The organism is Streptomyces spongiicola, from assembly GCF_003122365.1.
Classification (GTDB): domain Bacteria; phylum Actinomycetota; class Actinomycetes; order Streptomycetales; family Streptomycetaceae; genus Streptomyces; species Streptomyces spongiicola.
On sequence record NZ_CP029254.1, the window covers coordinates 6,712,451 to 6,737,751 of the forward strand.

The 25,301-nt window shown below is 72.3% G+C and carries 21 protein-coding genes and 1 pseudogene; 17 read left to right on the forward strand and 5 right to left on the reverse strand.

Annotation, left to right across the window (positions count from 1 at the left end; all coding sequences use genetic code 11):
- Positions 1-71 precede the first annotated feature (71 nt).
- From DDQ41_RS29175 to DDQ41_RS29205, 7 genes are all read left to right on the forward strand, one after another.
- A complete protein-coding gene (locus DDQ41_RS29175; protein ID WP_109297148.1) occupies positions 72-1,592 on the forward strand; it encodes a radical SAM protein in 1,521 nt (506 codons plus the stop codon).
- Positions 1,576-2,286 carry a maleate cis-trans isomerase family protein gene (locus DDQ41_RS29180; RefSeq protein ID WP_109297149.1) on the forward strand — a complete coding sequence of 237 codons (711 nt, stop codon included), beginning with the start codon at positions 1,576-1,578 and terminating at the stop codon, positions 2,284-2,286. The genes DDQ41_RS29175 and DDQ41_RS29180 overlap by 17 nt, the downstream gene beginning before the upstream one ends.
- Positions 2,283-3,110, forward strand: a complete 828-nt coding sequence (locus tag DDQ41_RS29185; protein WP_109297150.1) for a hypothetical protein — start codon at positions 2,283-2,285, stop codon at positions 3,108-3,110. The genes DDQ41_RS29180 and DDQ41_RS29185 overlap by 4 nt, the downstream gene beginning before the upstream one ends.
- A gap of 2 nt (positions 3,111-3,112) precedes the next feature.
- The gene (locus DDQ41_RS29190; protein WP_262508611.1) at positions 3,113-3,943 is read left to right on the forward strand and encodes a carbohydrate kinase family protein; all 831 of its coding nucleotides are present in this window, start codon (positions 3,113-3,115) and stop codon (positions 3,941-3,943) included.
- Positions 3,944-3,967: 24 nt separating this feature from the next.
- On the forward strand, positions 3,968-4,921 hold the full coding sequence (locus DDQ41_RS29195) for a nucleoside 2-deoxyribosyltransferase (RefSeq protein ID WP_109297152.1): 954 nt from the start codon (positions 3,968-3,970) through the stop codon (positions 4,919-4,921).
- Positions 4,918-5,415, forward strand: coding sequence for a nucleoside/nucleotide kinase family protein (locus DDQ41_RS29200; protein WP_109297153.1), 498 nt, complete (start codon positions 4,918-4,920; stop codon positions 5,413-5,415). Before DDQ41_RS29195 ends, DDQ41_RS29200 begins: the two co-directional genes overlap by 4 nt.
- A gap of 79 nt (positions 5,416-5,494) precedes the next feature.
- Positions 5,495-5,800, forward strand: a complete 306-nt coding sequence (locus DDQ41_RS29205; protein ID WP_109297154.1) for a MazG nucleotide pyrophosphohydrolase domain-containing protein — start codon at positions 5,495-5,497, stop codon at positions 5,798-5,800.
- Between the two features lie 279 nt (positions 5,801-6,079).
- Here the strand turns inward: DDQ41_RS29205 and DDQ41_RS32815 are convergent.
- Together DDQ41_RS32815 and DDQ41_RS32955 are read right to left on the reverse strand one after the other, a co-directional pair.
- Positions 6,080-6,316, reverse strand: a pseudogene (locus DDQ41_RS32815) (IS1380 family transposase); the annotation flags it as partial.
- A gap of 122 nt (positions 6,317-6,438) precedes the next feature.
- Positions 6,439-6,735, reverse strand: a complete 297-nt coding sequence (locus tag DDQ41_RS32955; protein ID WP_316683994.1) for a helix-turn-helix domain-containing protein — start codon at positions 6,733-6,735, stop codon at positions 6,439-6,441.
- Positions 6,736-7,275: 540 nt separating this feature from the next.
- Here DDQ41_RS32955 and panD point away from each other — a divergent pair.
- The gene (gene panD / locus DDQ41_RS29225) at positions 7,276-7,710 is read left to right on the forward strand and encodes an aspartate 1-decarboxylase (protein WP_109297157.1); all 435 of its coding nucleotides are present in this window, start codon (positions 7,276-7,278) and stop codon (positions 7,708-7,710) included.
- 959 nt (positions 7,711-8,669) lie between these two features.
- Here panD and gndA read toward each other — a convergent pair.
- Entirely contained in the window at positions 8,670-10,112 is a 1,443-nt protein-coding gene (gene gndA, locus DDQ41_RS29235; protein WP_109297158.1) for an NADP-dependent phosphogluconate dehydrogenase, read from the reverse strand.
- 248 nt (positions 10,113-10,360) lie between these two features.
- Between gndA and DDQ41_RS29240 the strand changes: the two genes are divergently transcribed.
- From DDQ41_RS29240 to DDQ41_RS31825, 4 genes are all read left to right on the forward strand, one after another.
- A complete protein-coding gene (locus tag DDQ41_RS29240) occupies positions 10,361-11,659 on the forward strand; it encodes a transglycosylase family protein (protein WP_109297159.1) in 1,299 nt (432 codons plus the stop codon).
- A gap of 127 nt (positions 11,660-11,786) precedes the next feature.
- Complete coding sequence (locus DDQ41_RS29245) at positions 11,787-12,476, forward strand: (2Fe-2S)-binding protein (protein WP_109297160.1); 690 nt, start codon at positions 11,787-11,789, stop codon at positions 12,474-12,476.
- 311 nt (positions 12,477-12,787) lie between these two features.
- Entirely contained in the window at positions 12,788-14,251 is a 1,464-nt protein-coding gene (locus DDQ41_RS29250) for an SDR family NAD(P)-dependent oxidoreductase (protein WP_109297161.1), read from the forward strand.
- A 381-nt stretch (positions 14,252-14,632) separates the two neighbouring features.
- Entirely contained in the window at positions 14,633-14,803 is a 171-nt protein-coding gene (locus DDQ41_RS31825) for a hypothetical protein (RefSeq protein WP_167450289.1), read from the forward strand.
- A 19-nt stretch (positions 14,804-14,822) separates the two neighbouring features.
- Here the strand turns inward: DDQ41_RS31825 and DDQ41_RS29255 are convergent, their stop codons facing one another.
- Positions 14,823-16,316 carry a lipase maturation factor family protein gene (locus tag DDQ41_RS29255; RefSeq protein WP_245991382.1) on the reverse strand — a complete coding sequence of 498 codons (1,494 nt, stop codon included), beginning with the start codon at positions 16,314-16,316 and terminating at the stop codon, positions 14,823-14,825.
- A 1,409-nt stretch (positions 16,317-17,725) separates the two neighbouring features.
- Between DDQ41_RS29255 and DDQ41_RS29265 the strand changes: the two genes are divergently transcribed.
- The 4 genes from DDQ41_RS29265 to DDQ41_RS29280 all read left to right on the forward strand — a co-directional run bounded on the left by DDQ41_RS29265 (position 17,726) and on the right by DDQ41_RS29280 (position 23,914).
- Positions 17,726-19,087, forward strand: coding sequence for a DUF6777 domain-containing protein (locus tag DDQ41_RS29265; protein WP_109297162.1), 1,362 nt, complete (start codon positions 17,726-17,728; stop codon positions 19,085-19,087).
- Positions 19,088-19,139: 52 nt separating this feature from the next.
- Positions 19,140-21,212: a SpoIIE family protein phosphatase gene (locus tag DDQ41_RS29270; RefSeq protein ID WP_109297163.1), complete on the forward strand. Its 2,073-nt coding sequence runs from the start codon at positions 19,140-19,142 to the stop codon at positions 21,210-21,212.
- A gap of 111 nt (positions 21,213-21,323) precedes the next feature.
- Entirely contained in the window at positions 21,324-22,721 is a 1,398-nt protein-coding gene (locus DDQ41_RS29275; RefSeq protein WP_109297164.1) for a wax ester/triacylglycerol synthase family O-acyltransferase, read from the forward strand.
- Positions 22,722-23,050: 329 nt separating this feature from the next.
- Positions 23,051-23,914 carry an Fpg/Nei family DNA glycosylase gene (locus DDQ41_RS29280; protein WP_109297165.1) on the forward strand — a complete coding sequence of 288 codons (864 nt, stop codon included), beginning with the start codon at positions 23,051-23,053 and terminating at the stop codon, positions 23,912-23,914.
- On the opposite strand, the gene DDQ41_RS29285 is transcribed toward DDQ41_RS29280, so the two are convergent.
- Positions 23,907-24,635 carry a zf-HC2 domain-containing protein gene (locus tag DDQ41_RS29285; protein WP_109297166.1) on the reverse strand — a complete coding sequence of 243 codons (729 nt, stop codon included), beginning with the start codon at positions 24,633-24,635 and terminating at the stop codon, positions 23,907-23,909. The genes DDQ41_RS29280 and DDQ41_RS29285 overlap by 8 nt on opposite strands.
- 208 nt (positions 24,636-24,843) lie before the next feature.
- On the opposite strand from DDQ41_RS29285, the gene DDQ41_RS29290 reads away from it, so the two are divergent.
- Positions 24,844-25,254, forward strand: coding sequence for an anti-sigma factor family protein (locus DDQ41_RS29290; protein ID WP_217364470.1), 411 nt, complete (start codon positions 24,844-24,846; stop codon positions 25,252-25,254).
- Positions 25,255-25,301 lie beyond the last annotated feature (47 nt).

Sequence of the window (25,301 nt, forward strand, 5' to 3'; positions counted from 1 at the left end):
GGCCCACGGCTCTTCCCGGCGAGGACGCCGCTGGAACACCGCCGACGCCCTCAGCGCTGGAGGGAGAACCAATGCAGCCTGCTGTGATCTTGGACTGCTTCACCGTCGAGCCGAGTGGCCTCGGCGTGCCGCCCTACCTGTCGACCTACGTCCGGAACGCCTGGTCGGCGCTGCGGCGGGCTCGGCCGGAGGCGGACGTCAGGTACGTGACCATCGACGACGTCCGCTGGTGCCTGGCCGGAGGCAAGCCCACCGTCGAACCGCCTCTGAGTGATCGGCTCACCTACTCTGTCACCGTCAACCGGGACGACGCCGTCCGGCTCCTGCGAGACGCCGAGATCGTGGTCGTCATCGCTGGAGACGCGGTTCCGTCCGTGCATCTGCATGCCGTGAACGGTTCGTTCGAGGAGATCGCTCGCGCGCTCGCCTGCACGCGGGGCCGCCGATACCTGCTCGGCCCGCTGTCCGCCTACGCCCTTGCCTCCCCTGCGGAGTACGCAGGGCTGTTCGACGCCGTCCACACCCACACCGTGACGTCGGCTGACTTACTGCTCGGCAGCCGGCAACCGGCCGGCTACGAGCAGATGCGACGCGAACGCGACTCATTCGCCGGCCTCGTCGAACAGATGCCCTGGCGTCCGATCGCCGAGCTGGAGCTGTACCGCGGCTGCACCCGACGCAAGTTCTGCGGCTTCTGCAACGAACCGGCGAAGTCACCCCTCGTTGCCTTCCGCGAGGTCGATGACGTCGTCGACGAGGCGGCCCAGCTCTACGCCGCCGGTGTCCGCAACTTCCGCCTCGGCCAGCAAACCTGCTTCTTCTCCTACCGCCACCGGGACGAGGACGCCATCCGCGCCCTGCTGAGCGGCATCCGCGAGCGCTGCCCCGAGCTGGAAGTGCTCCACATCGACAACGCCGATCCCCTGGCCGTGGCCGCGCCCGTCGGCTTGCGCATCGCCAAGCTGGTGGCGGACTTCTGTACCGAGGGCAACTGCGCGCCGATGGGTATCGAGAGCTTCGATCCGGCAGTGATCGAACGCAACACCCTCACGTGCACGCCCGAAATCCTGCTGCGCGCCATCGAGCACGTGAACATGGCGGGCGCCGCTCGCGGCCCTGGCGGTCTGCCGATGCTCCTTCCGGGCCTGAACCTGATCTACGGTCTCCCCGGGGAGACCCACCACACCCACGCGGCGAACCTTCGTGGCCTGGCCGGGATCCTGGACGCTGGCCTGCTGTGCCACCGCACGAACGTGCGCCTGGCCAGGGCGTTCCCCGGTACCCCGCTTGCCGCGCTCGGTGAACGGGAGCCGCTGCCATCGGACGAGCACTTCGCCTCCTGGAAGGCGGACATCGACTTCACCTGGGACCAACCGATGAAGGAGCGGGTCTATCCGGCCGGCCTGAGCCTGCCCGGACTCCACTCCTACTTCGTCAGCGAAGAGGGCACCTACTGGCGGCGACTGGGCTCGTACTCCATCCAGGTCGTCGAGCGCGGCGCCACGGTGCCGCTCGGTACCTCAGGCGACCTGGTGGTCACCGGGCACTCGCCGCGCATGATCTACGGGGAACGCGTTGTCTCCGCCTCCTGACGGAACGCTCACCACACTGCAGGCCCTGGACGCTGCGGCGGGCCGCACTATCCGTGTGGGCCTGCTGCTGCCCTGGGCCAACGTCGCCGTGGAGAGCGAGCTGCCCCGCCTTAACCTGCGCCACACCGTCTTCCACCACGCGCGGCTCATGCCCGCCTCCCGGACGACGGCGATCGACGCCTCCTTCTGGCATGGGTTGCGCGAGGCATCGGTTCGGGCACTGGACTCGCTGCTGCACGTCCCGCTCGATGTGGTGATGCTGGCATGCACCTCGGCGCACTTCACCGGCGGCCCGCCACTGCCGAGCGGCGTGCTCACTGCCTTCGACGCCCTCCTGCATGCTCTGGGCGAGGTGGCCGAGGCGCGCGTGGTCCTCGTCACGCCTTACCCCGAACCGGTGACCGAAGCGGAAGCGGCGGCGTTCACCGCGGCCGGTGTGGAGGTCCTGGCTCACGCGAGTCTCGGCCTCACCGACGGCTACCCCAGGGTGACCCGCGAACAGGTAATCGCCCTGGTGGAGCGGATACCGCAAGACGCCGTCGACGCTGCCGGGGCCCTGGTCCTGTCGTGCACTGGGTGGCACACCCTGCCGGTGATCGACGAACTGGAGCACCGGCTCGGGAAGCCCGTGCTGTCGTCCAATCTCGCCATGGCGCTGCTTGCCGTCCGAGTTCCTGCTGGAGTCGGCTCATGACGATCGAACGCGCGAAGCCGAAGGCGATCGAGGTCCGGCGTGTCCACCAACTGGTTGCTCGTGCCGCCGGCCTACCGGACGTGCGGGCCGATGTGGAGGCCAACCACGACGAGAACCGGTGGTGGCCCACGTCCATCGCCGATCCGCGGGTACGGATGCTCGCCGCCGGCTGGTCCACCCGAGTCTCCTACCGCATGGTGGACACGTACGCCAGAGTGATCACAGCGGCCGAAGCCCGCGGCTTCGATGACCTGGTCGCGAGCACGGACGCCGAGCTCGCCTCGCTCGTGCGCCCCATCGGCCTGCCGCAGACCCGGATCGACTACGTCCGCTCCCTCGCCGAGCTGCTCCAGGGCTGGGAGAAGCAGGGGGTCGATCCCACGACGGCGGAGTCGGCCGACATCGACGCCTTGATCCTCGACTTCGCCGCGCGGGTGAGGGGCGCCTCCTACAAGGTCGCCCAGTGCGCACTCCTCACCGCTCGCGGGTACCACTGCGGCATCATTCCCGTGGATTCCGGCATGGTCACCAAACTGGCACCCGTACTGGGCATCACCCTTCCCTCGGGCGCCGTGGCGCACGAACGCATGAGGCACGTCCTCGAAGCGGTCGTCCACGCCCGCGCGGCCGAGTTTCGAGCCCTGGTCGCCGACAACGAGTACCAGGTCACCATCCCGGAGGGGGTGGAGCCGACGTGGTGGGTGCACCTCGTCTTGATCTACTTCAAACGTCTGTATCTCAACGGCCCCTCCCCGCAGCTCTGCCGTCGGCGACCGGTCTGCACGAAGGCCGTCGGCTGCGCACACCCAACCCGGATCGTCTGACCTTGGGGGAGCCTGTGGACCGGCTCGACGTGATCGGCAATATCAGTCGGGACCTGACCCGCTACCCCGACCACCGCGGCGGGGCCCGGCTCGGCGGCGCGGCCCTGTTCGTGTCGCTGGCGGCCACCAAGGCCGGCCGCCCGGCAGCCCCCGTCTGTGTCCTGGGGAGCGATCTCGCCCACCTTCCCCAGTTACCGGGCCTGGACGCGCTCGACTGGTCGGCGCGACTCCAGACCAACGGCACGTCTACGACCTTCGGCCTGGAGTACGACCTGCAGGGCGATCTGGTGGAGGTCCGCACGGACTACGGCGCGGCCGAGGCTCTGACCGAGCACGCGCTGAGCCACGTCAGCAGGCGCACGCAGGCGACCTTTCACGTGTGCTGCCGCCGGCCCTTGGACGTCGAGGCGGTACTCGACCGAATCGCCAACACCACGGCCCCGTTCAGCGTGGACTTCTTCCTGCCGAGTGCGGAAACGATGATCCGAGCTGCCGCGCCCTGGCTGCCGGCGGCGACCACCCTGTTCGTCAACGCCGCTGAGTACCGGCTCCTGAACCAGGCGGTCGACTGCAGCATGCTGCGGGAGGTGGTCGTCACCGATGGCCCCCGGGCCGCCGTGGTCCACAGCTTCGGGCGTCAGGTCGCCTCCGCCGTGCCGCCGCCACACCATGCGCACGAGGTTTCCGGCGCCGGAGACACCCTCGCCGGCACCTACCTGGCTCACCGCTCGCGCGGTACGGCGATCGCTCAGGCCCTGGCGAAGGCGACAGCAGCCGCAGCCAGGTACGTCGCGGCGCCGTCCCTTCCGATCCCCGCGCCCCGGCGCGGCTGACCTTCGACTTGGGGGCCTCTTCCCGTGACCTTCTACATAGCCCATCGGCTCTTCGCCGCACACGACCGCGCTCTCGCTGCCGACCTCGGCGACCGCCTCGCCGAGAAAGTTGGCCCCGATCGCGTCTTCCTGCCGTTCTGCGACACCGACGAGGAGGACCTCGTCGCCGAGGTCAAGGGACGCCGCCTGTTCGAGCTGGATCGTGAACGCCTCGGCCGCCTCGACGCCATGATCGCCATCCTGCACGGCCCGAGCCTGGACGACGGGGTCTGCATGGAGATCGGATACGCCGCCGCCTGTGGCGTCCCCGTCCTCGTGCTCACCACCGACTTCCAGACCTACTCAATGACCGAGGCCGGCACCCACCTCGAATTCCCCGACCCCCTTCTCCAGGCCGTGGCCACCCGTATCGTGCGGATGGCCAAGCTCGGACCGCCGAGCCCACGGCCGACTCCGGGCCATTCACGGTTCCAGGTCTTCCAGGCACGCAACGTGGCCCAGACGAACACAGCCCTCGACGCGGCCGTCGACGCCCTGTTCGAACTGCCGACTCGAGCGCCCCTCCGCGCGGACTCAGCTGCGGCCATCGGCACACCCGTGTACGTCGAGACGTCGCCGTACACGCCATGGGGCCAAGACCACCTGGCGAAAGCCTGTATGGACGCCGGCCATACCGTGGCGGTGCCCCAGCGCTTCACATCATCGGACCCGGTCGCGGGCGCCCTGACCGACCTGACCGTGGTGCGCGCGGCCGCCCGGCTTCTCGCTGACGTGTCCGGCCCCGAGACGCCACCCGGCACCGCCCTTCTCATCGGCACAGCTCTGGCCAGCGGCGTACGGATCGCGGCCTACCAGCCGCGCCCGACGTACACGCACGCTCATGGCCGGGAACCCAACTGGCGAAACCTCATGATCCAGTACGCCTCCGAGGCCCATCTCGAAAGCGGCGAGGCCGTCCTGTCCTGGCTGACCGCATGAACCCCGACGGGATCGTCGGCTACCGCACTGTGGTCCTGGAGGGCTGCGACGGAGTCGGCAAGAGCACGCTCGGCGAGCGTCTGTCGACACACCACGGCTTCACCCTGGTCCATTCCCCCAGGACTCCCGACCATCTCGACCTGGCCAGCCGCTACAGGACCATCCTTGCCGGAGAGGGCAAGATCCTCTTCGACCGGTGCTTCATCAGCGAGCTGGTTTACGGCCCGCTTCACAGGGGGCGCTCCCGGATCAACTGGTCCCAGGCCATCGACCTGGCCGAAAGCGTCATCCAGCGGGCTGGAGCGCTCGTGCATCTGACGGCACCACCCGCCGTCATCCGCCAGCGGCTTCTGTCACGCGACGGCGAGGCCGTGGGTCTGGAGGAGATCTCCGCCTTGGTGACGGGGTACGAAAGAGTCTTCTCTACGCTCGCGGACTACACCCGCGTGCTCACGCTCGATACGTCACTCCTCGACCTCCCCTCAACAGGGTGACGGCTCACGAAGCCAGCACGCAGGCACACCGCTCCCGCTAGGCTTCTAAGGCACCTGCTGTACCGCCGCTGGAGGAGCCTTGGAGATCGGAGCCGCCCAGAAGCTCGCCTGGGAGAACAAGACCCTCAAGGGGTTCAACACCACCGACGTGGCTCTGGAGTTCGGTCTCCTTACCGCCGAAGTCGGTGAAGCCTTCACGGCTTGGCGAAAGGGCCTCCCCGACCTCGGGGAGGAGCTGGCCGACGTCCTCCTCTACGTGACCGCCTTGGCGGAGATGAACGGGGTGGACCTCGAAGCAGAGGTGGCCCGGAAGATCGAGAAGAACGAGCGGCGTACGTACGAGTGCAATGAGCATGGAGCGCAAATCCGCACGAGCGGCGACTGAGGGCCGCTCAGGCGGGATGTGTGAAGGCGGCCCCCGGCACGGACCTTGGGTTCTGACGGTCCTCGCAACATCCGCGATCTGTGGGAGTTGCGAGGACCGTGGGCGTTGAGCGTGCTGATCTTGCGGGGTTACGGGAGCGTTTCCTCGCGCGGCTTGATGTCGTGGGGAACGTGACCGTGGTGGCGCGTGAGCTGGGGGTGAACCGGAACACCGCCTTCGGCTGCGCACGGCGAAGGACTGGGACTGGGGCGTCAAGAAGAGCCGCAACGGGGCTGGTCTAACATCCGTGTGGCAGCCCCCGCGCAGCGCGACCGCGAGGGCGACGTCCAGCAGGATCTTGCCCGAACCGTGTACCGCCCGCGACTTGCGCCACGGCGTCAGCGCCGCCGGTACCGCCTGGTCAAGCCCGGCCTTGCGAGCGGTCCCGACCAGCAGCACCGCCCCGGCCTGGGACACCGCCCCATGGCCGCCGCCCTCGATGCGGACGCGCGGACAGGACCCGCTACGCTTCTTCACCTGGGAAGTGCCTCCGGCTGGTGCGGGAACAAGGACCTCGACACTCCTCATTCTCGCTGTTCAGAGGTGCTTTCTGCTCACCTGACCACCCGTCGGGCAGCCAGCTTCATGAAAGCGCGAGGCTAATGGATCTTCTGCTGTTCCAGCCACTTGAAGATCTCGGTCCTCTTGTACAGCACCTTGGCGTTCCTGCCTCGGCCGAGCTTGTAGCCCTTCAACCCCAGTTTTGATGCCTCCCTATAGACCCAGCTCGTCGACATGTTGAGCATCGTGGCGACCTCCGAAGTGTCCATAAGGACGGGCTCGACGCTACGGCGCCTGTTCGACGAGTTGATATCGGTGCGGGTCTCGTCGGAGTGCGACTGCGGTTCCATGGGCAAGATGGCTCCTTGATGCTGGCCTGAGCCGGATCGCGGCATCGACTCGCGCTCTGCTGTGGCCTAATTCCAAACGTCGTGACGGCCGCCCTGTGCCACCGCCAGGAGTCACCGGACGAGCTGTAGCCATGGTCGTGAGAATCGCCGGTTTGGCTAACCGGCGATCCGCGGCTATGTTGCCGCGCCGCTTCGGCCCCTCGGATTCTCGTTGAACCATGGGTGCCTCCTCCCTTGAGGCGGAATGAGGGGGCCTGGGCCGACTGACCCATGGCGTGCGCAGCCAGGGTCCCTGGCGCGCGACCGTCCTCGTAGTGGCCTCCCAGGCCGCCAGAGTGACGGTGATCACGGACACCCTTCGGAAGGTGCTGCGTAGGCTTGTGTGGTCGTCGCGGTGGGGTCCAGGAGAGCGGACGGAGCTCCCCTGCAACACCTGATGGTGCGTCAGAAAAGTCAGCAAGTGGTCAGCATGAGTCCTGAAAAACCTGGGGAATGCTGCCCGAACATGCGACTCGTTGTAGGGTAGGGAAACCGCCCTTGACCTGCAAAAACGCAGGCAGGGAGCCTATGTCCAGGAGTACCTCGATGATGCGTACAATGTTCAAGTCCAAGATCCACCGGGCCACCGTGACCCAGGCCGACCTGCACTACGTCGGTTCCGTCACCGTCGACGCCGAGTTGATGGAAGCGGCCGACCTCCTTCCCGGTGAACTCGTGCACATCGTCGACATCGACAACGGCGCCCGACTCGAGACGTACGTCATCGAGGGGGAGCGGGGATCCGGCGTCATCGGCATCAACGGCGCCGCGGCCCATCTCGTCCACCCCGGCGACCTGGTCATCCTCATCAGCTACGCGCAGGTCGACGACGCCGAGGCGCGGGAACTGGTGCCGCGCGTCGTCCACGTCGACGGCCGCAACCGCATCGTCCAGCTGGGCTCGGACCCCTCCGCGCCGGTCCCCGGGAGCGGCACGGAGAGCAGCCCGCACGCCGTGCCCGCTCCCGCCGCCCGACACTGAGCCGCCGGCGGGGCTCGCGCGGGCGCTGCTGCACACCTCCCCCCGGTCCGTGACGCCCGTCCTCGACGCTCCGCGGGACCGCTACCACCCCGGGCTGCGGCTGTGGCACACCGTCGAGGAGGAACTGCTTGGCCGGGGCCCGGGCGTACGGTCCGCAGACGGTCGCGGGGGCCGTACTCCGAAAACCGAAGCAGGGGCCCGCACAAGGAAGTCCGCAGACGGTCGCGGGTGCCGTACGGGCGGCTCGGCCGGTGCGGTCCCCGGGGGAGCGGACGCGGTCCGGGGCGCCGGGGTGATCGTCCTGGCCCGGGCGTCCGCGGCGGACGCGGCAGCCCGCGCCACGGCCTCCGTCCCCGTGCTCTCCGGCCCCCGCCCCGGCCGCGCGGCAGCGGCACGTGCGGTGGCGGCAGGGACGAGTGCGCGCCCGTGCCGATGACTGGACCGGGCGTGTCTGGGCAGCCGCAGGTATGGAGCCCCGACGCGTCGCCGTCCGGCCCGCCGTCCGGCCCGCCCGAATCCCCGGGAGCCAGTCATGACCCAGCCACCGCCGGATCCCGCGCATCCCACCCCGCCGCCGGATCCCGCGCATCCCACCCCGCCGCCCGGTCCGGTGCCGGACCCCGTACCACCTGAGCCCCCACCGGACCCGGTGCCCCCGCCTCCCACGCCGCCGCCGGATCCCGGCCCGGGGCCGGTGCCGGGGCCCCCGCCCGGACCCGTGCCCCCGCCGCAACCGCCGCCCGGCCCCGCACCGGATCCGATCCCGAAGCCTCCGGGACCGGATCCGGTACCCGGGCCGGACCCGCAGCCCGGCCCACTGAGCTGACGCCGGGGGAGCCGGTACCGCCCCGCAGGGCGCGCCGGGTGCCCGGCGCGGCGCGAGGCGGCACCGCGCCACGCCGCACGCCGCAGACCACACACCGCACGCCACGCCACTCAGCGGCCGGCCCGTCCGCGGCTCAGCCGGTGCTCACCTCCGACCGGTCGCCGCCCCAGAGCGTGTGGAAGGACCCCTCCCGGTCCGTGCGCCGATAGGTGTGCGCGCCGAAGAAGTCGCGCTGGGCCTGGGTCAGCGCCGCCGGGAGCCGGCGTGCGCGCAGCGCGTCGTAGTACGCGAGTGCGGTGGAGAATCCCGGCGTCGGCACGCCCTGGCGTGCCGCCGTGGCCACCACGGCGCGCCAGTCGTCCTGCGCCGCGCCGATCTCCTCGGCGAACTGCTTGTCGGACAGCAGGCTCGGTAGATCGGGCCGGGTGTCGAACGCCGTCCGGATCCGGTCCAGGAAGGCCGCGCGGATGATGCACCCGGCCCGCCAGATCGCGGCCACCGCACCCAGGTCGATGTTCCAGCCGTAGATGTCGCCGCCGGCCCGGATCTGGTGGAAGCCCTGCGTGTACGACACGATCTTCGACGCGTACAGGGCTTGTTCGACCTGCGCCGCGAAGCGGGCGGCGTCCTTCTCGCCGAGCGGCTGCGGCGCCGGTCCCGGCAGCGCGTGCGAGGCCTCGCGCAGATCGGCGTGCCCGGAGAGCGAGCGGGCGAAGACGGCCTCCGCGATACCGGACACCGGTACGCCCAGGTCGAGGGCGATCTGCACGGTCCAGCGGCCGGTACCCTTCTGCTCGGCCCGGTCGGCGACCACGTCGACGAACGGCTTCCCGGTCTCCGGGTCCGTGTGCGCCAGCACCTCGGCGGTGATCTCGATCAGATACGAGTCGAGCCGTCCCCCGTTCCACTCCCGGAAGGTCTCGGCGATCTTCCCGGGCGGGTATCCGGCGACCGAGCGCAGCAGGTGGTAGGCCTCGGCGATCAGCTGCATGTCCGCGTACTCGATGCCGTTGTGGACCATCTTCACGAAGTGGCCTGCGCCGTCGGGGCCGATGTGCGCGGTGCAGGGCGTGCCGTCCACCGCCTTCGCGGCGATCTTCTCCAGCATCGGGCCCAGCGTGCCGTACGACTCGGGAGAGCCGCCGGGCATGATGCTCGGCCCGTGCAGCGCGCCCTCCTCGCCGCCCGACACGCCCACCCCCACGAAGTGGATGCCGCGCTCGCGGAGTTCGCGCTCACGCCGCCGGGTGTCCTCGAAGTGGGCGTTGCCGCCGTCGATGATCTGGTCGCCGGGTTCCAGCAGCGGGGCGAACTCCTCGATCACCGCGTCGGTCGGGGCACCGGCCTTGACCATGATCACAAGGCGGCGGGGGCGCTCCAGCGCGGCGACGAACTCCTCCGCCGACCCGGTGGGGACGAAGGCCCCCTCGTCGCCGAAGGATTCGACGAGTTCGCGGGTGCGGGCCGGGGTCCGGTTGTGCAGGGCGACCGTGTAGCCGTTGCGCGCGAAGTTGCGGGCGAGGTTGCGGCCCATCACCGCGAGCCCGGTGACGCCGATCTGGGCGGTACCACTCATACGTGTGCTCCTGGAGTCCGTCGACTGTGTGCGGTCATGCGGAAGTGCGCTCCCCCGTGGTCAGTATGAATACGCGTCACCGGTGTGCGGTGTTCATGGAGCGGGGAGTCGCGCGCGGGGCGCATGGTTCACCGCTTTCCCCCGGTCCGGCGGTACGCCCTGCGCCGTGGCGCCGCATGCACCCCCTTGTCATGTCTTGTGGCGGGCCAATAGCTTTGGCGGCTGCTGAGGCGATCGAGGGGGGAAACATGACCGAACGAGGACGGCACCGCAGGTACCAGCCGAGTCGTATCAACCGGTTATCGCTCACCGTGACCGCCGGTGGCGCGGGCATCGCGCTGCCGCTGGTGGCGGCGGGCACGGCCGCCGCCGCGCCCGAGGACGTCTGGGAGCAGGTCGCGTCCTGCGAGTCGACCGGCAACTGGCAGATCAACACGGGCAACGGCTACTTCGGCGGTCTCCAGTTCAGCCAGTCCACCTGGGAGGAGTACGGCGGAACGGCCTACGCGGAGCGCGCCGACCTCGCCACCCGGGACGAGCAGATAGCCGTCGCCGAGAAGGTGCTGGCCGGTCAGGGGCCGGGGGCCTGGCCGGTCTGCTCCTCCCGCGCGGGACTCACCCGCGGTGGGGACGCCCCGGATGCGTCGCCCGAGCGGCAGGCCCGCCCGCAGTCGGCCTCGCCACGGCGGGCCGGCGCTGAGCGGGGCAGCGCTGAGGCGACGCCGACGACGATTCCCGGGAAGCGCGAGAGCTACACCGTGACGACCGGTGACTCGCTCTCGGGGATCGCCGCGTCCGAGCGGGTCGGGGGTGGCTGGCGGGCGCTCTACGAGACCAACCGGAAGGTCGTCGGCGACGACCCCGATCTCATCCACCCGGGCCAGCGGCTGGTACTGCGCGGCTCGGCCTCCGCACCGTCGAAGAGCCGTCCGGAGTCCCCGTCGAAGTCCCTGTCGAAGTCCCAGCGGGAGGCCCCGTCGAAGGCTCCGTCCAAGGCCCCGTCGAAGGCTCCTTCTGAGGCGCAGCCGCCGAAGGCCGCGGCGCAGGCCGCCGCTCCGACGCAGCAGAAGCAGCAGAAGCAGCAGGCGAAGCCGCAGCCGGAACACCCGCAGGAGAGGAGCGCCGACCGCGACGAGCGCAGCGGTGGCTTCAGCGCACCCGTCGCCGCGGGGACCGGCACCGCGTACGGCAAGGCCGGCTCGTCCTGGTCCAGCGGCTACCACACGGGTGTGGACTTCCCCGTGCCGACCGGCACCTCGGTGAAGGCCGTGGCCCCGGGCCGGGTGGTCTCGGCCGGCTGGGAGGGGTCCTACGGCTACCAGATCGTGATCCGGCACGACGACGGCAGGTACAGCCAGTACGCCCATCTGTCGGCGCTCACCGTGCGCGAGGGGCAGCGGGTCAACAGCGGTCAGCGGATCGCCCGTTCGGGATCGACCGGTAACAGCACGGGACCGCATCTCCACTTCGAGGTGCGCACCGGGCCCGGGTACGGCTCCGACATCGATCCGCTCAGGTATCTGCGCTCGGGCGGCGTCAGCATCTGACCCCGCTTGGTGCAGCAGACGGCGGCGCTGCGGGAGCGCCGCCGTATGCTGCACCGGCGGGAACCGGACCGGCGGACGTCGGGTCCGGGGGGCGCGGCAGGACCACGGAACGAGCCGGGAGGGGCGTGTGGAGCTGACCCGGGCGGAGTCGATCGGCGGCTTCTTCGCGACCGCCACCGGGGAGCCCGGCCCCGGGCAGCTGCCGCTGTCGAGGCTCTACGCCGGCGGACTCGCGCCCCTGTCCGCCCGCGTCGACCGGGTCGCGGCCCGGTTGCGCACCTCCGAACGCCGGGTCGCCGCCTCCATCGCCCACCTCGGTCTCGCCGCCCGCCTCTGGTCCACGGCGCTGGGCCCGGCCGCGCTCCACGGGGAGTTTCCCGACCCGGCCGCCGGAAGCCTGTGCTGGGACCCGGAGTCCACCGCGCCCGACGACCTCCGCTGGACACGTCCCGGAACGCTCCCCGGCACCGTCGACGCCATCCGGGAGGCCGTCCAGTACGGGCACCTCGTCCCGCTCGCCGAGGCCCTGCGCAGCGACGCGCGTGTCTCCCGCCGGCTGCTGTGGGGCAACGCCGGCTCCGCGCTCGCCGGCGCCCTCCGCGAGATCCACCGCTGGGCGCGGGAACACGACCGGCCCGACGCGGCGGAGCGCGCGGCCGCGCTCGTCACCGGCCTGCTGGACCATCCCGACCTCTCCGGCGCCGTGGAAGGGCCCGGCCTGCGCCGGACCAGTTGCTGCCTCTACTACCGGTGTCCGGCCGGCGGACTGTGCGGGGACTGCGTCTTCGACCGGCCGCCCCGCCGCCCGGGCGCATAGCGCAGGCGTCCGGACGTTCTCCGGCACCGGGGCGTATAGCGCAGGAGTCCGGACGGTCCCCGCCACCGGCGCCCCGCACGGTCCGCCCCCCGCCCCGCCGCCCGTGCCGCCGCCCGTGCCCCGCGGGCCGCCGCCCTCGCCCCGCAGTCCGTGCCCCGCGGGCCCACCGCCCCGCCCCGCCCCGCAGCGGAGAGCGACCGTCCGCGCCCTTCTCGGGCAACGGTTTGGTCCGCACGCCCGCCTCTGAAGTAAGGTTCCGCTTTTGGAATCCCCCAAGCGGCACACCGAGAACACAGGGAACGGCAGCGGCGATGACGGTGACAGACGACAGCCTGGACTTCGGCCCGGGCATCGACCCCGAGCGACTGGCCGTCTGCCTGGGCGTTCTCGAGGAACTCGACCGCCTGGAGGTGGACCACCCCGACGCGATCACGGTGCGCCGCGCCACCGCCGGGATCTACCGCACGGTGAAGCAGCGCCGCCGTCAGGAGCGCCGGGCCGCCAAGACCGCCCACGACAAGGCCGTCACCGAGGCCACGGCGACCGGCTCCGCGGAACGGATCGACGACGAGACCCAGGGCCTGCTGCCCTCCTCCACGGTGACGGGGGAGATCGCGGGCATACTCCGGCGCCCCCGGTCCTGCTACATCTGCAAGACCCGCTACGTCGAGGTCGACGCCTTCTACCACCAGCTGTGCCAGAAGTGCGCCGCCGAGAACCGGGCCCGCCGCGACGCCCGCACCGATCTGACCGGGAGACGCGCGCTGCTCACCGGCGGCCGGGCCAAGATCGGCATGTACATCGCGCTGCGGCTGCTCCGGGACGGCGCCCACACCACCGTCACCACCCGCTTCCCGAACGACGCGATCCGCCGCTTCAAGGCGATGCCGGACAGCGACGAGTGGATCCACCGCCTCAAGATCGTCGGTATCGACCTCCGCGACCCGGCGCAGGTCGTCGCCCTCGCCGACTCGGTCGCCGCCGAGGGACCGCTGGACATCCTGATCAACAACGCCGCGCAGACCGTCCGCCGGTCCCCGCAGGCCTACGGCGAGCTGGTCGCGGCCGAGGGCGCCCCGCTGCCCGCGGGCGAGCTGCCCGCCGCCGAGGTGATCGGCACGTTCGGCAGTGGCGGAGTGGACCGGGTCGCGGCCCTGCCCGGGCCCCGGTCGGAGGGCCTGACCGCCGAGGACGTGACCGCTCTCGCCCTCGTCTCCGGGTCGGCGACGCCGGCCCGGATCGAGGCCGGCACCGCGATCGACGCCGGCGGGCTCGTGCCCGACCTGCACGCCAGCAACAGCTGGATCCAGACCGTCTCCGAGGTCGACCCGGTCGAGCTGCTCGAGGTGCAGCTGTGCAACTCCACCGCGCCGTTCATCCTGATCAGCCGCCTCCGTGCGGCGATGGCCGCCTCCCCGGCCCGGCGCAAGTACGTCGTGAACGTCTCCGCGATGGAGGGCGTCTTCAGCCGCGGCTACAAGGGCGCGGGCCATCCGCACACCAACATGGCCAAGGCGGCGCTCAACATGCTGACGCGCACCAGCGCCCAGGAGATGTTCGACGCCGACGGCATCCTGATGACCGCCGTCGACACCGGCTGGATCACCGACGAGCGTCCGCACCCGGACAAGGTGCGCCTCGCCGCCGAGGGCTTCCACGCGCCGCTCGACCTGGTCGACGGCGCGGCGCGGGTGTACGACCCGATCGTGCGCGGTGAGGCCGGCGAGGACCTCTTCGGCTGCTTCCTGAAGGACTACGACCGCGCGAACTGGTGAGCAGTCGCGAGGCGCCCCGTTCACGGGCCGCGGGGTAACCCGTTCACAAGCCGTTGGGCGACCCGTTCACGAGCCGCTGGGTAACCCGAACGGCGGATCCCCCCGGGCGAGCACGACTCCCCGGGGGTTTCCTGTACCCGATGGGACGTCACCCTGGAGTGCTTCTCGGTAAAGAAACGCCCAATGTGACCTAATCCATCGAGCGCAGCCGCGCTCATTTGGTTAGTCTGGAACCCACGGACGGTCGGCAAGGGGCCCACGAACCCCCCCCGAGACCGCCCCGGGACAGGTCCGCAACCTCGGCCGCGATCCCGCCCGAAGAACGGCGCCACCGCGACCGGACCGACCTTGTCCCTGTGACGCGACACTAAGGAGTGCGCGGTGACGACTGAAACGAAGAAGAAGACCAAGCCCTCGGCGGACCCCGGCGAACGACCCGGGCGGCCCGACGAACTCGGAAGCCTCGAGGTCTGGGCGCGTTCCGCGCCGATCAGACTGGCCGGATACGAGGACGACCTCGCGGAGCCGCACATCCTCCAGGGCATCGACTGATCCCGCGCCCCCACGGCTGTCACACCCCCGGTCCCGTCGGACCGGGGGTGCCTGCGTCCCGTCCCGGTCGGCCGGGGGCGTCGGCCTGCCCCGCCGGGGCGTCCCCGGCCCCGAGCCGGGTGGGCGGCAGATACTCGCGCAGGAAGCGCCGCTGCCACCACGCGCCCGTGGCGCGCCGCTGCCGCCGGTCCGTGAACGTGTAGTGGTACAGCCTGGCCCTGACGTACGACGGCGGCGCGTCCGGGAACGGATTGCTCCGCAGCAGCCTCAGGGTGTCCCGGTCGTTCTCCAGCAGCCGCTGCACGAAACCGCCGAACCAGGAGCGGGCGTACGCGGGGGAGAGGGCGGCGAACCACATCAGCCAGTCCAGGCGCAGATGGTACGGGGCGTACTGCCGCGGGAGCCGGCGGACGTCCCCGGGCTTCCCCTTGAACCCGTACTCCCGCCACACGGTGCCCGGTCGCGGCACCCGCTCGTCCGTGCCCTCGACCACGACCTCGTAGCGGACCCGCCCCACGGTGCCGAACGCGCCGTAGGTGTTGACCAGGTGGAGCGGGTCGAAGGACCGGTTCATCGCCTGCCGCCGGGAGAGCATGTTGCGCACCGGTTGGTAGCTCCGGGCGAGGACGAGGGCGGTCACCGCGATCACCAGGACCGTGTACCAGAGCGGCGGGGCCGGCAGCGGGGGCGGAGCGGCGAGCGCGGAGAGGTCGAGGACCGGGAGCGCGAGCGCGATCGTGAGCCAGTTGAGCCAGGCGAAGTTCCCGGACAGGACCAGCCACAGCTGGGTGGCGACGATCAGCCCCGCCGCCGCCGAGGCGATTGGCTGAGGCGTGAACAGGAGGACCGGCACCAGCAGTTGGGTCACATGGTTGGCGGCGGCCTCGACCCGGTGCAGCGGTTTCGGCAGGCGGTGGAAGTACCAGCTGAGCGGCCCCGGCATCGGCTGGGTCTCATGGTGGTGGTAGAGGCACGTCAGCCGGCGCCAGCACTCGTCCCCGCGGATCTTGATGAGCCCGGCGCCGAACTCCACCCGGAACAGCAGCCAGCGCAGCAGCCACAGCACCAGCACCGGAGGAGCGGCCCGCTCGTTGCCGAGGAAGACCGCCAGGAACCCGGCTTCCAGCAGCAGCGACTCCCAGCCGAAGGCGTACCAGGTCTGCCCGACGTTGACGATCGAGAGGTACAGCGCCCACAGCAGGGCCCACCACAGCATCGCCGTCCACAGCGGCAGGCGGTCGGCCGCGCCCCCGAGCAGCGCGGCCGAGAGCGCCGCGCCCGTCCAGGCACAGCAGGCGAAGAACCGGTCCGAGTAGTGCAGTTGGAAGACGCTCGGCGCCCGCCGCATCGGGGTGTGCCGCAGGAATTCGGGCACCGGCAGCATGCCGCGCTCGCCGATCAGGGCGCGGAACTGGACGGCCGCCCCCACGAAGGCCACCAGGTACAGCGCGGCGAGGGCCCGCTGGAAGACGATTCTGCTCAGCCAGTAGTCGGGTGCCGAGAACCACTCCATCGCGGACCTCCCGTACCCCAGTGTCCGCCCGGGGCACGAGGCGCCGCAGCCCGGCGCCGAACCGCCGCGCGTACATCCGCCGCGCCGGCGGTACGAGGGGTCCGGCGAGCCGGTGCCCCAGCGGGCGGGCCCGCCGAAGGCGGTCACCGTGAACCGCACGGTGCCGTCCTCCGCCGAGACCGAGAGGGCTCCGGTCGCTCCGGTCGTGCCGTTCGCTCCGGTCGTGCCGGTCGTGCCGGTCGGCCCGTTCGCTCCGTTCGTGCCGGTCTCTTCGTCGTGCCGGTTTCTGCGGTCGCTCCGGTCGCTTCGGTCGCTCCGGTTTCTGCGGTCGTGCCGGTCTCTTCGGTCTCTTCGGTCAGGCCGGTGCGGTGGTCTGTGTGCCGGGACGGGCTCACGGTGCGGCTCCCGGCGGGGTCCGCCCGTACGGCCCCCTCTCCGCCGGTCGCGGCAGGGCCGCCGGCGAACAGAGGGCGAAGCCCGGGGCGTTGCCGGGGCCGTGGGCGGCGGCCTCCAGGCCGGGCCGGGGTGCGGCGGGGCGGTGGCCTCGCCGAGGGCCCGGCTGAGGGGGAGGGGGCGTGGTCGCCACCGGAACGGCCGCCGAGACCCCCGGAAGTCTGTGAATCAGCCGTTCGGCCCTGCCGGGGTGGATATGGCGCCAGGTCAGTGGGGCGACGACCGGTATCCCCGCGATCACTGGCATCGCCCCGGCCGGCTCGCCCCACCCCGTTGAGCAGCCGGCGCCTACCGGCAGGGTGCCCGCCGGCACGCCGAGCGCCGCCAACCGGTCGGTGGACCCCCCCGGCCGCACGGCAGACCAGGGCCCTCGACCAGCGCAGCGGCGAAGCCCGCGAAGCGGAAGCGCGGCACGGTCGGAGCCAGGGTCTCGGGGCGAATCCCGGCGGATCGCGGCCGGAGCGTTCGGCCGCGAGGGCGACTCCGGCGACGGCCGGGCGGGGAGTGCAGGGCGGGGCGGCTGCGGCGAGGACATAGCCCGCGGTCAGAGCCGTGGCGAGTGCTCCCCGCGGCATCCGTAGGCCGGTGGTGCCGGGCAGGGCGAGCAGGGGCAGGGGCAGGGGCAGGGGCAGGGACGGGGGCGGCGGACGGCCTCCGGCCCTACGGCGGCCCCTATCGCGGCCTCTGCCCCGGCCCCTGCTCCGGCCTCTGCCCCGGGCCCTGCTCCCGCCGCGGCACCAGCCGCGGTCCCGACGGCGCGATCACCGGCATGCCGGCCTCACGACCACGCTGACCAGCGAGGTTGCCGGGCCACCCCGGTTTGAGCGTGTTCAGCTCCTCGGACGGGCGCGAGGGTGATTCTTGAGCGCGTTCAAGTCGCGGTATCGGGAGGCATGGGGCAAGACAGGGAGTGATCACTCCGGGTACACCTCACAACTGGCGGGAGATGGCGGAGCATGTTCGTGCGCTCACCGATGTATCGCCGGCACGCCGGGCTGGCCGCGTTGTCGGCCGGCCTGTCGGCCGCGCTGCTGGCCACTGGCTGCGGCAGTCTGACGGATCAGGGGCAGTCGGGATCGACCCCCTCGCAGGAGGTGCGACTGCTGGCGGCCGCGGAGCCGGGTCCCGATCCGTTCACCCCCTCCACGGCCACCGCGACGGCGGTCTCCCGGCAGCTTCCGGCGCCGAGGGTCTCCGGCTCCGCCGCGGCCTCCCCGGGCACGGACCCCGCCGTGCGTTCCATCCGGACCGTGCTCGGGTCCGCGCCCGGGCTGTACGGCGGCACCCGGTCCGTCGCGAGCTGCGACGTGGAGCAGCAGATCCGCCTCCTGGTCGCCGACCAGGGCAAGGCGCAGGCGTTCACCGAGGGCGTCGGAGTCGGCCAGCACGACATGCCGGGGTTCCTGCGGGGCCTGACCCCCGTGGTGCTGCGCGCCGACGCGCGGGTCACCAACCACGGCTACCGCGACGGGATCGCCCAGCGCCACCAGGTCGTCCTTCAGGCCGGAACCGCCGTGCTGGTCGACGAGCACGGCGCGCCCCGGGTCCGCTGCGCCTCCGGCAGCCCCCTCGCCTCGCCCGTGGTGACCGCCGGGCCCGTGAACGAGCAGGGCAAGCCCTGGCAGGGGTACGACCGCGACCGCGTGGTCGTGATCACCAGGGCGGCGCACGTGATCGACGCCCTGGTGCTCGTCGACATGGCCGCCGGCACGTGGATGGAGCGCAGGAGCGGATCGGACGGCGAGGCGGACCAGAACCCGCAGGTGCCGCCCGCCCACGACCCCGGCCTCCATGTCGTCGACGCCCCCCGGATTCCGCTGACGCCCGCGCCCGGCTCACCGAGCGAGCCGCCGCCGCCGAGCCCCGACGCGCCCGCCCCCCAGCAGGCCTCTCCGGAGGCGGTCGGCCCCGGTACCCCCGCCCCGCCGTCCCGCGGCCCCGACGGCCCGCCGCCCATCCTCCCGGACGCGCCACTGCCCGACGGAGCCGGCCAGGGCACCGGTGGACCGGCCGCGGGTGTCCCGGGCGTTTTCGAGCGGCAGGGCGCGGGCCGGAGCGACAGCGACATCTTGATCTCGCCGGACTCCGGCGGCGGCACGGGTCAGGGCGCGGGCACCGCGGGCGGCGGCAACCCCGACGGGGCGCCCGACGTCATCCTCCCCGACGCGCCGCTCCCCGACGCGCCGCTCCCCGACGCGCCGCTCCCCGCTCTCCCCGCCCTCCCCGACGCGCCCCCCGCGGACGCGCCGCTCCCGGGTGGCGTCGGGACCGGAGCCGGGTTGCCCGCCGCCGTCGGCGGCGGGAGCCACCAGGGCTGAGGACGGCCTCCGCTCGCTCGATAAATCGGATAAATGATGGCAGAGTGTCACCATGGCTGATCGGGCAGCGGGGGCCCTGTCACTTCCCGACGACTGGCCCGCCAACCCGGACCTGAGCCTGGCCCTCAACCGAATGGGCAGCTTCGACTGGGACCTCGACAGCGGGCTGATGCACCTGGACCAGCCCGCTCTCGAGGTGCTCGACACGCCCGCCGACCAGTACGACGGCCACCCGGAGACGCTGGCCCGGCGCTTCCCGCGCGACGAGGCGGCCCGGCTGGACGAGCTGGTCGCGCAGGCGCTGAAGAACGGCAGCTCCCACTACGGGGCGTACTTCCGCATCCGCTGCCGCAACGGCATCCTGCGCTGGACGCACACCCAGGGGTCGGTACTCCGCGATGCCGGGGGACGGCCGCACCGCGTCATCGGCATCGTCCGCGACGCCACCCGGGAGCTGGCGGAATCCTCCGCCCGGGTCGAACTCGACGCCGAACGCAGCCGCCAGACCAGCGTCGTGGAGCGCACCACGGCCGCGCTCGCCCACGCCAGGACCGTCAGCGACGTCATCGACGTGCTGAAGGACTCGGGCGGGCTGGAGCACCTCGGCGCCACCAGCCTGGTGATGGGGCTGCTGGAGGCCGGCCGCATCCACCTCGTCGCTGAGGGGCAGGAAGGGTCCTTCGTGCCGGGCACCCGCTTCACCCGGGTCGACGAGCAGTACCCGATGAGCGAGGTCATCCGCACCCTGGTGCCCCGCTTCATCGAGTCCAGGGAGGACTTCGCCGGCTCGTACCCGCGGCTGTGGCCGCATATCAGCGGGCTCGGCATCACCTCGGCGGCCTATATGCCGCTGATCGCCCAGGCGCGGCCGATCGGCGCGCTCGGCCTGCTGTACCGGGAGAAGACCGGCTTCACCACCGAGGAGCGGAATCTGCTCGTGGCACTGAGCAGCAGCATCGCGCAGAGCCTTCAGCGGGCCATGCTCTTCGAGCAGGAGCACGACCTCGCCGAGGGGCTCCAGCAGGCCATGCTGCCCCGCCGCATCCCCTCCGTCCCCGGGGCCCGGATCGCGGTGCGCTACCGCTCGGCACGCCTCGGCCGGGACATCGGCGGCGACTGGTACGACGTCATCCCGCTGCCCGGCGGCCGGGTCGGGGCGGTCATCGGCGACGTCCAGGGCCATGACACCCATGCCGCCGCGGTCATGGGACAGCTGCGTATCGTGCTGCGCGCCTACGCGGCCGAAGGCCACACCCCCGCGACCGTGATGGCCCGTGCCTCGGTCTTCCTCCACGAACTCGACACCGACCGCTTCGCGACCTGCATCTACGCGGAGGCCGATCTCACCACGGGAGTCGTGCAGATGGTCCGCGCGGGCCATATCGACCCGCTGCTCCTCGACTCCGCCGGTGAGGGCCGCCGCATCTCGGTGGAGGGCGGACTGCCGCTCGGCCTGTCCGCCGAGTTCGGCCGGCTCGAGTACCCCGTCGCCACCGTGGAGCTCGACCCCGGGCAGACCCTGCTGCTCTACACCGACGGGCTCGTCGAGGAGCGGGGCGCGGACCTCGACGACGGTATGCGGCAGCTCACCGCCACGATCCGGAGCGGCTCCAGGAACCTCCAGCTGCTGGCGGACCAGCTCTGCGAGGAGGTCGGCGAGCGGGGCGGCGACGACGACGTCGCCCTGCTGCTCCTCCAGCGCCGAGGTGCGTACACCCCGCACGCCGGCGGGCGGTTGCAGCAGCACGTCGCCCAGAACGACCCGGAGGCGCTCAGCTCCGCGCGGCACATGATCCGGGCCGCCGTGCGGGCCTGGGGCGCCGTGGACCGGTCGGACGAGATCGAGCTGGCCGCGGACGAGCTGATCACCAACGCGCTGCTGCACACCGACGGCGGGGCGATCGTGACCGTACGCGTGCTGACCGGCACCGAACGGCGGCTGCGGGCCGAGGTGGAGGACTCCTCCAGCGCTCTTCCCAGGCGCCGGGAGGCCGGGGAGTCCGGGGTCTCCGGCCGGGGGCTGCTGCTGGTGGACCGGCTGGCGGACGTCTGGGGCGTGGAGTCGCGAGGCACCGGCAAATGCGTGTGGTGCGAGTTCACCGTCCCGGGACGGTCGGCCACCTGAAGACTACTTGACGGTAACCATATGTAACCTGATTGTCCTTGACCGTAACCGACCGTAGGCGATTGACTGCTGATTCCTGTGTTCCGGCCCCCTAGGACATGAGGACCCCCCTTGAGCACCAAGCTGCTGGCACCCCTGGATCTGGCCTTCTGGCACCTCGAGTCCCCCGACCACCCGATGCACCTCGGCGCGCTCGCCTACTTCGCTCCGCCCGCGTCCGGGGACACCGGCACGAGCGCGCCCGGCAGCGAGGAGATCCTCGCCCTGCTGGCCGCCCGCACCTCCGCCATCCCCCGGTTGCGCATGCGCGTCCGCGATGTGCTGCTGCCCGTGGGCGGCGCCGCCTGGATGGCGGACCAGGACTTCGACGTGCGGCGCCATCTGCGCCGGACCAGGCTGCCGGCGGGCGACTTCGCGGCGGCCGCGGCCGCCCTCGCCGGGGAGCTGATGGAGCGTCCGCTCGAACGCGGGCTGCCGCCCTGGGAGATGCACCTGCTCACCGGGGGCCCCGGGGACCCGTTCGCCGTACTGGTCAAGCTGCACCACGCCCTTGCCGACGGCATGCGCGCCGTCGCCATCGGTGCCGGGATCTTCGACGAGATCGCCGGGCCGCTCGCCGAACGCGCCCGCGAGTACGGCCGAAGGACCGGCCGGAGCCCGTCCGCCGTACCGCCGCGCTCCTGGCTCCCCGGCCCCTGGCAGGCCGCCGGGATGGCCCGCGGCCGGATCGAGGAGCTGGGCCGGGCCTTCGGCGTCGGCGCCTCCCTCGTGGGCGCCTCCCTCGCCCGGGCCGGCCGGCTCGACCCGCGCGGCACCGCCGCGCTCAGCGCCAGCTCCAGCGGCACCCGCAGGCTCGCCACCTCGGTCCTCGACCTCGACGACGTCCACGAGGTCCGCAGGATCGCGGGCGGCACCGCGAACGACGTCCTCCTCGCCACCGTCGCCGGAGCGCTGCGCCGCTGGATGACCGGGCGGGGCGACGCCCTGCCGCCCACCGACCCCCGCGCCCTCGTCCCGGTGTCGAGGCGCCGCCCCGGCGGCCCGCCCGGCTCCGGCAACAAGCTGTCCGCCTATCTGCTCGACCTGCCCGTCACCGAACCCGACCCCTGGGCCCGGTTGTACGCGGTCCGCGCCGGCATGGACCGCAACAAGTCGGCCGGGCCACTGCGCGGCGCCGGTGCGGTCGCCGTGCTCGCCGACCAGCTTCCGCCACTCGCCCACCGCTTCGGCGCGCCCCTCGCCGGGAACGCCGCCCGGATGCTGTTCGACCTGCTCGCGACCAGTGTGCCGCTGCCCCGCTCCGCGCTGTCGCTCGGCGGCTGCCCCTTGCGCGAGATCTACCCGATGGCGCCACTCGCCCGCGGCCAGTCCCTGGCCCTGGCGATGTCGACCTACGGGGGCCGGGTGCACTTCGGACTGGTCGCCGACGGCAGGGCCCTGCCCGACGTGGACGGGCTCGCCCGCGCGGTCGAGGACGAGCTGGCAGCGCTCCTGGAGCTGGTCCGCTAGGGAGCGTTCGAAGGCAGCTCCGTCCGCCCGCGGGGCGGGAGCGACCTTCACAACACGCCCAGCGCCGCGTCGGGCAGGGTCTGTTCGGGGGGAAGCGGCGCCCGGTGCGGTGCGGTCCGGTTGGAAGCGGCGCCCGGTGCGGTGCGGTGCGGGTCCGGTTGGGTGCGGCGTGGTCCGGTGCGGCGTCGCAGGGCGCCGGACCGGCCTCGCAGCGGCCTGCCCGGCTGGTGCGACGCCGCGGCGATTCGCCGGGCCCGCCGTGCCGGGCGCCGCGACGGGGCGAACGCCCGCCCGATGCGGCCCGGGGCGTACTGCGGCAGGCTGGAGCCATGCCGGAACTGCCCGAGGTGGAAGCGCTCAGGGACTTCCTCGACCAGCACCTGACGGCCAGTGAGATCGCCCGGGTGATGCCCGTGGCGATCAGCGTGCTCAAGACGTACGACCCCCCGCTCGGCGCCCTCGACGGCAGCGAGGTGGTCTCCGTGCGGCGGCACGGCAAGTTCCTGGACATCGGCACCGGCGGCGGGCTGCACCTCGTCATCCATCTGGCGCGGGCGGGCTGGCTGCAGTGGAGGGACGTGCTGCCGTCCGGGGTGCCCCGTCCGGGCAAGGGACCGCTGGCGCTGCGCGCCGCCCTCACCGGCGGGGACGGCTTCGACCTGACCGAGGCGGGCACGACGAAACGGCTCGCCGTCCACCTCGTGCGCGACCCGGCCGACGTGCCGGGCGTCGCCCGGCTCGGCCCCGACCCCCTCGCCGGCGACTTCGACCGCGACTCCTTCGCCGCCCTCCTCGCCGGGGAACGCCGGCAGATCAAGGGCGCGCTGCGCGACCAGAGCCTCATCGCCGGAATCGGCAACGCCTACAGCGACGAGATCCTGCACGCCGCGCGGATGTCACCGTACAGACTCACCTCCAAGCTCGGCGCGGAGGAGGTCACCGGGCTGTACGAGGCCACGCGTACGACGCTCCAGGACGCCGTCGAGCGCTCACGAGGGCTGGCCGCCGGCCGGCTGAAGGCCGAGAAGAAGAGCGGACTGCGGGTGCACGGCCGCACCGGCGAGCCCTGCCCGGTCTGCGGGGACACGATCCGCGAGGTGTCGTTCCACGACTCGTCCCTGCAGTACTGCCCCACGTGCCAGACCGGTGGCAGGCCGCTCGCGGACCGGAGGCTGTCGCGGCTGCTCAAGTGACGGCGCGCGTGCGCAGTGCGCTCCCGTCCGGCGCCGACGACGGGCGGTCGAGCGAGACGAGGTGCTCGCCGCTGTCGGTACGGACCTCGAAGCGGCCGATCTCGTCCCGCCGCAGGACCGTCCCCACCTCCATGTCCAGCTCGTCCGCCGTCCCCGAGGCGCCCGTCCCGTACCCGCCGGCCGGCACCGACCAGCTGGTGACGGAGTACTCCCTGCCGTCCGTGGCGACCGCGACCAGCCGGCAGGTCTTCGGCCCCGGCAGCTTCGCCATGCGCAGGGCCACGGCGGTGCCCCAGCCCCTGGAACGCAGATCGACCGCGCCGTACACACCGGTGGCGCCGTCCGTGGCCGCGATCCGCTCGTCCGGGCCGCCCTCGGCCGGCCCCTCCGTCCCCGGGAACAGGCTCACCGCCACCGCGGGCAGCGCCACGACCAGCGCGGCGGCCGCTGCCACCAGCCGCAGCCGCCGGCGCGAACCGCGCCGGCGGCGCGTGGCGACCTCGTGGAGAAGGTGCTCCAGAACCCTCGGGGCCGGCGGTTCGTCGGCGCGGCCCGGCCCGGCGAGGGCACCCAGCGCGGACGCGACCGGGGCGAAGTCGGAGATCTGAAGGGTGCAGAGGCCGCATTCCGACAGGTGCTCCTCGAAGCGGAAGGCGTCCGCGGGGTCGAGGACGCCCAGCGCGTAGGCGGCCACGGCCCGGTGCTGCTCCCGCAGGTTCATGGACCAATCCTTCGGCTCGGCGGCTACGAACGGTCCATACGGGTCGTACGCACCGTGGGTGTCGTCCTGGAGTACGCAGCGGAGCCGTGCCGTGCTCAGCGGCGGCGGGGGAAAGTGCGACCGGGGCGTGAGCGGGGCCGCCGTGGCGCGCAGTTGTGGAGAAGAGCGGCAGAATGAGTGGGTGAATGGTGGAAACTCGGGCGTCCGTATGACCGGGCGCCCCGCGGGCAGTCCTCATGTGGAGCCGCTACTCGGCGCGTATGTGCTCGGCGTGCTCGTCCCCGAGGAGGAGGCCCGGGTGGCCGGGCACCTCACCCACTGCGCCCGGTGCCGGACCGAGTATCTCGGTATGGCCGACGCCCAGGCACTGCGGGCGGCGTGCGCGGGGGAGGACGGCTCGGACGGCGGGCCGGACGGGACGGGCGGGACGGGTGGGACGGGCGGAATAGGCGAGCCGGGCCGGACGGGCGGAATAGGCAGGACGGGTGGGACGGGCGGAATAGGCAGGACAGGCGGGACGGGCTGGTTCGGCGGACTCAGTGGATTCGGCGGATTCAGTGCGTTCGGCGGATTCGGAGGAGCCGACCGGTCCTGTGGTGGCGGCGGCCGGACACGGTAGCCGAGACCCCGCCCCGCCGCAGCGCTGCACCATGGGGGAAGGACATG

Bases quoted from the DNA above. Each gene is read 5' to 3' on its own strand.
- DDQ41_RS29175 (WP_109297148.1), top strand. From the start codon at position 72: ATGCAGCCTGCTGTGATCTTGGACTGCTTCACCGTCGAGCCGAGTGGC.
- DDQ41_RS29185 (WP_109297150.1), top strand. From the start codon at position 2,283: ATGACGATCGAACGCGCGAAGCCGAAGGCGATCGAGGTCCGGCGTGTC.
- DDQ41_RS29200 (WP_109297153.1), top strand. From the start codon at position 4,918: ATGAACCCCGACGGGATCGTCGGCTACCGCACTGTGGTCCTGGAGGGC.
- DDQ41_RS32955 (WP_316683994.1), bottom strand. From the start codon at position 6,735: ATGCCGCGATCCGGCTCAGGCCAGCATCAAGGAGCCATCTTGCCCATG.
- panD (WP_109297157.1), top strand. From the start codon at position 7,276: ATGATGCGTACAATGTTCAAGTCCAAGATCCACCGGGCCACCGTGACC.
- gndA (WP_109297158.1), bottom strand. From the start codon at position 10,112: ATGAGTGGTACCGCCCAGATCGGCGTCACCGGGCTCGCGGTGATGGGC.
- DDQ41_RS29240 (WP_109297159.1), top strand. From the start codon at position 10,361: ATGACCGAACGAGGACGGCACCGCAGGTACCAGCCGAGTCGTATCAAC.
- DDQ41_RS29250 (WP_109297161.1), top strand. From the start codon at position 12,788: ATGACGGTGACAGACGACAGCCTGGACTTCGGCCCGGGCATCGACCCC.
- DDQ41_RS29255 (WP_245991382.1), bottom strand. From the start codon at position 16,316: ATGGAGTGGTTCTCGGCACCCGACTACTGGCTGAGCAGAATCGTCTTC.
- DDQ41_RS29265 (WP_109297162.1), top strand. From the start codon at position 17,726: ATGTTCGTGCGCTCACCGATGTATCGCCGGCACGCCGGGCTGGCCGCG.
- DDQ41_RS29270 (WP_109297163.1), top strand. From the start codon at position 19,140: ATGGCTGATCGGGCAGCGGGGGCCCTGTCACTTCCCGACGACTGGCCC.
- DDQ41_RS29280 (WP_109297165.1), top strand. From the start codon at position 23,051: ATGCCGGAACTGCCCGAGGTGGAAGCGCTCAGGGACTTCCTCGACCAG.
- DDQ41_RS29285 (WP_109297166.1), bottom strand. From the start codon at position 24,635: ATGAACCTGCGGGAGCAGCACCGGGCCGTGGCCGCCTACGCGCTGGGC.
- DDQ41_RS29290 (WP_217364470.1), top strand. From the start codon at position 24,844: ATGACCGGGCGCCCCGCGGGCAGTCCTCATGTGGAGCCGCTACTCGGC.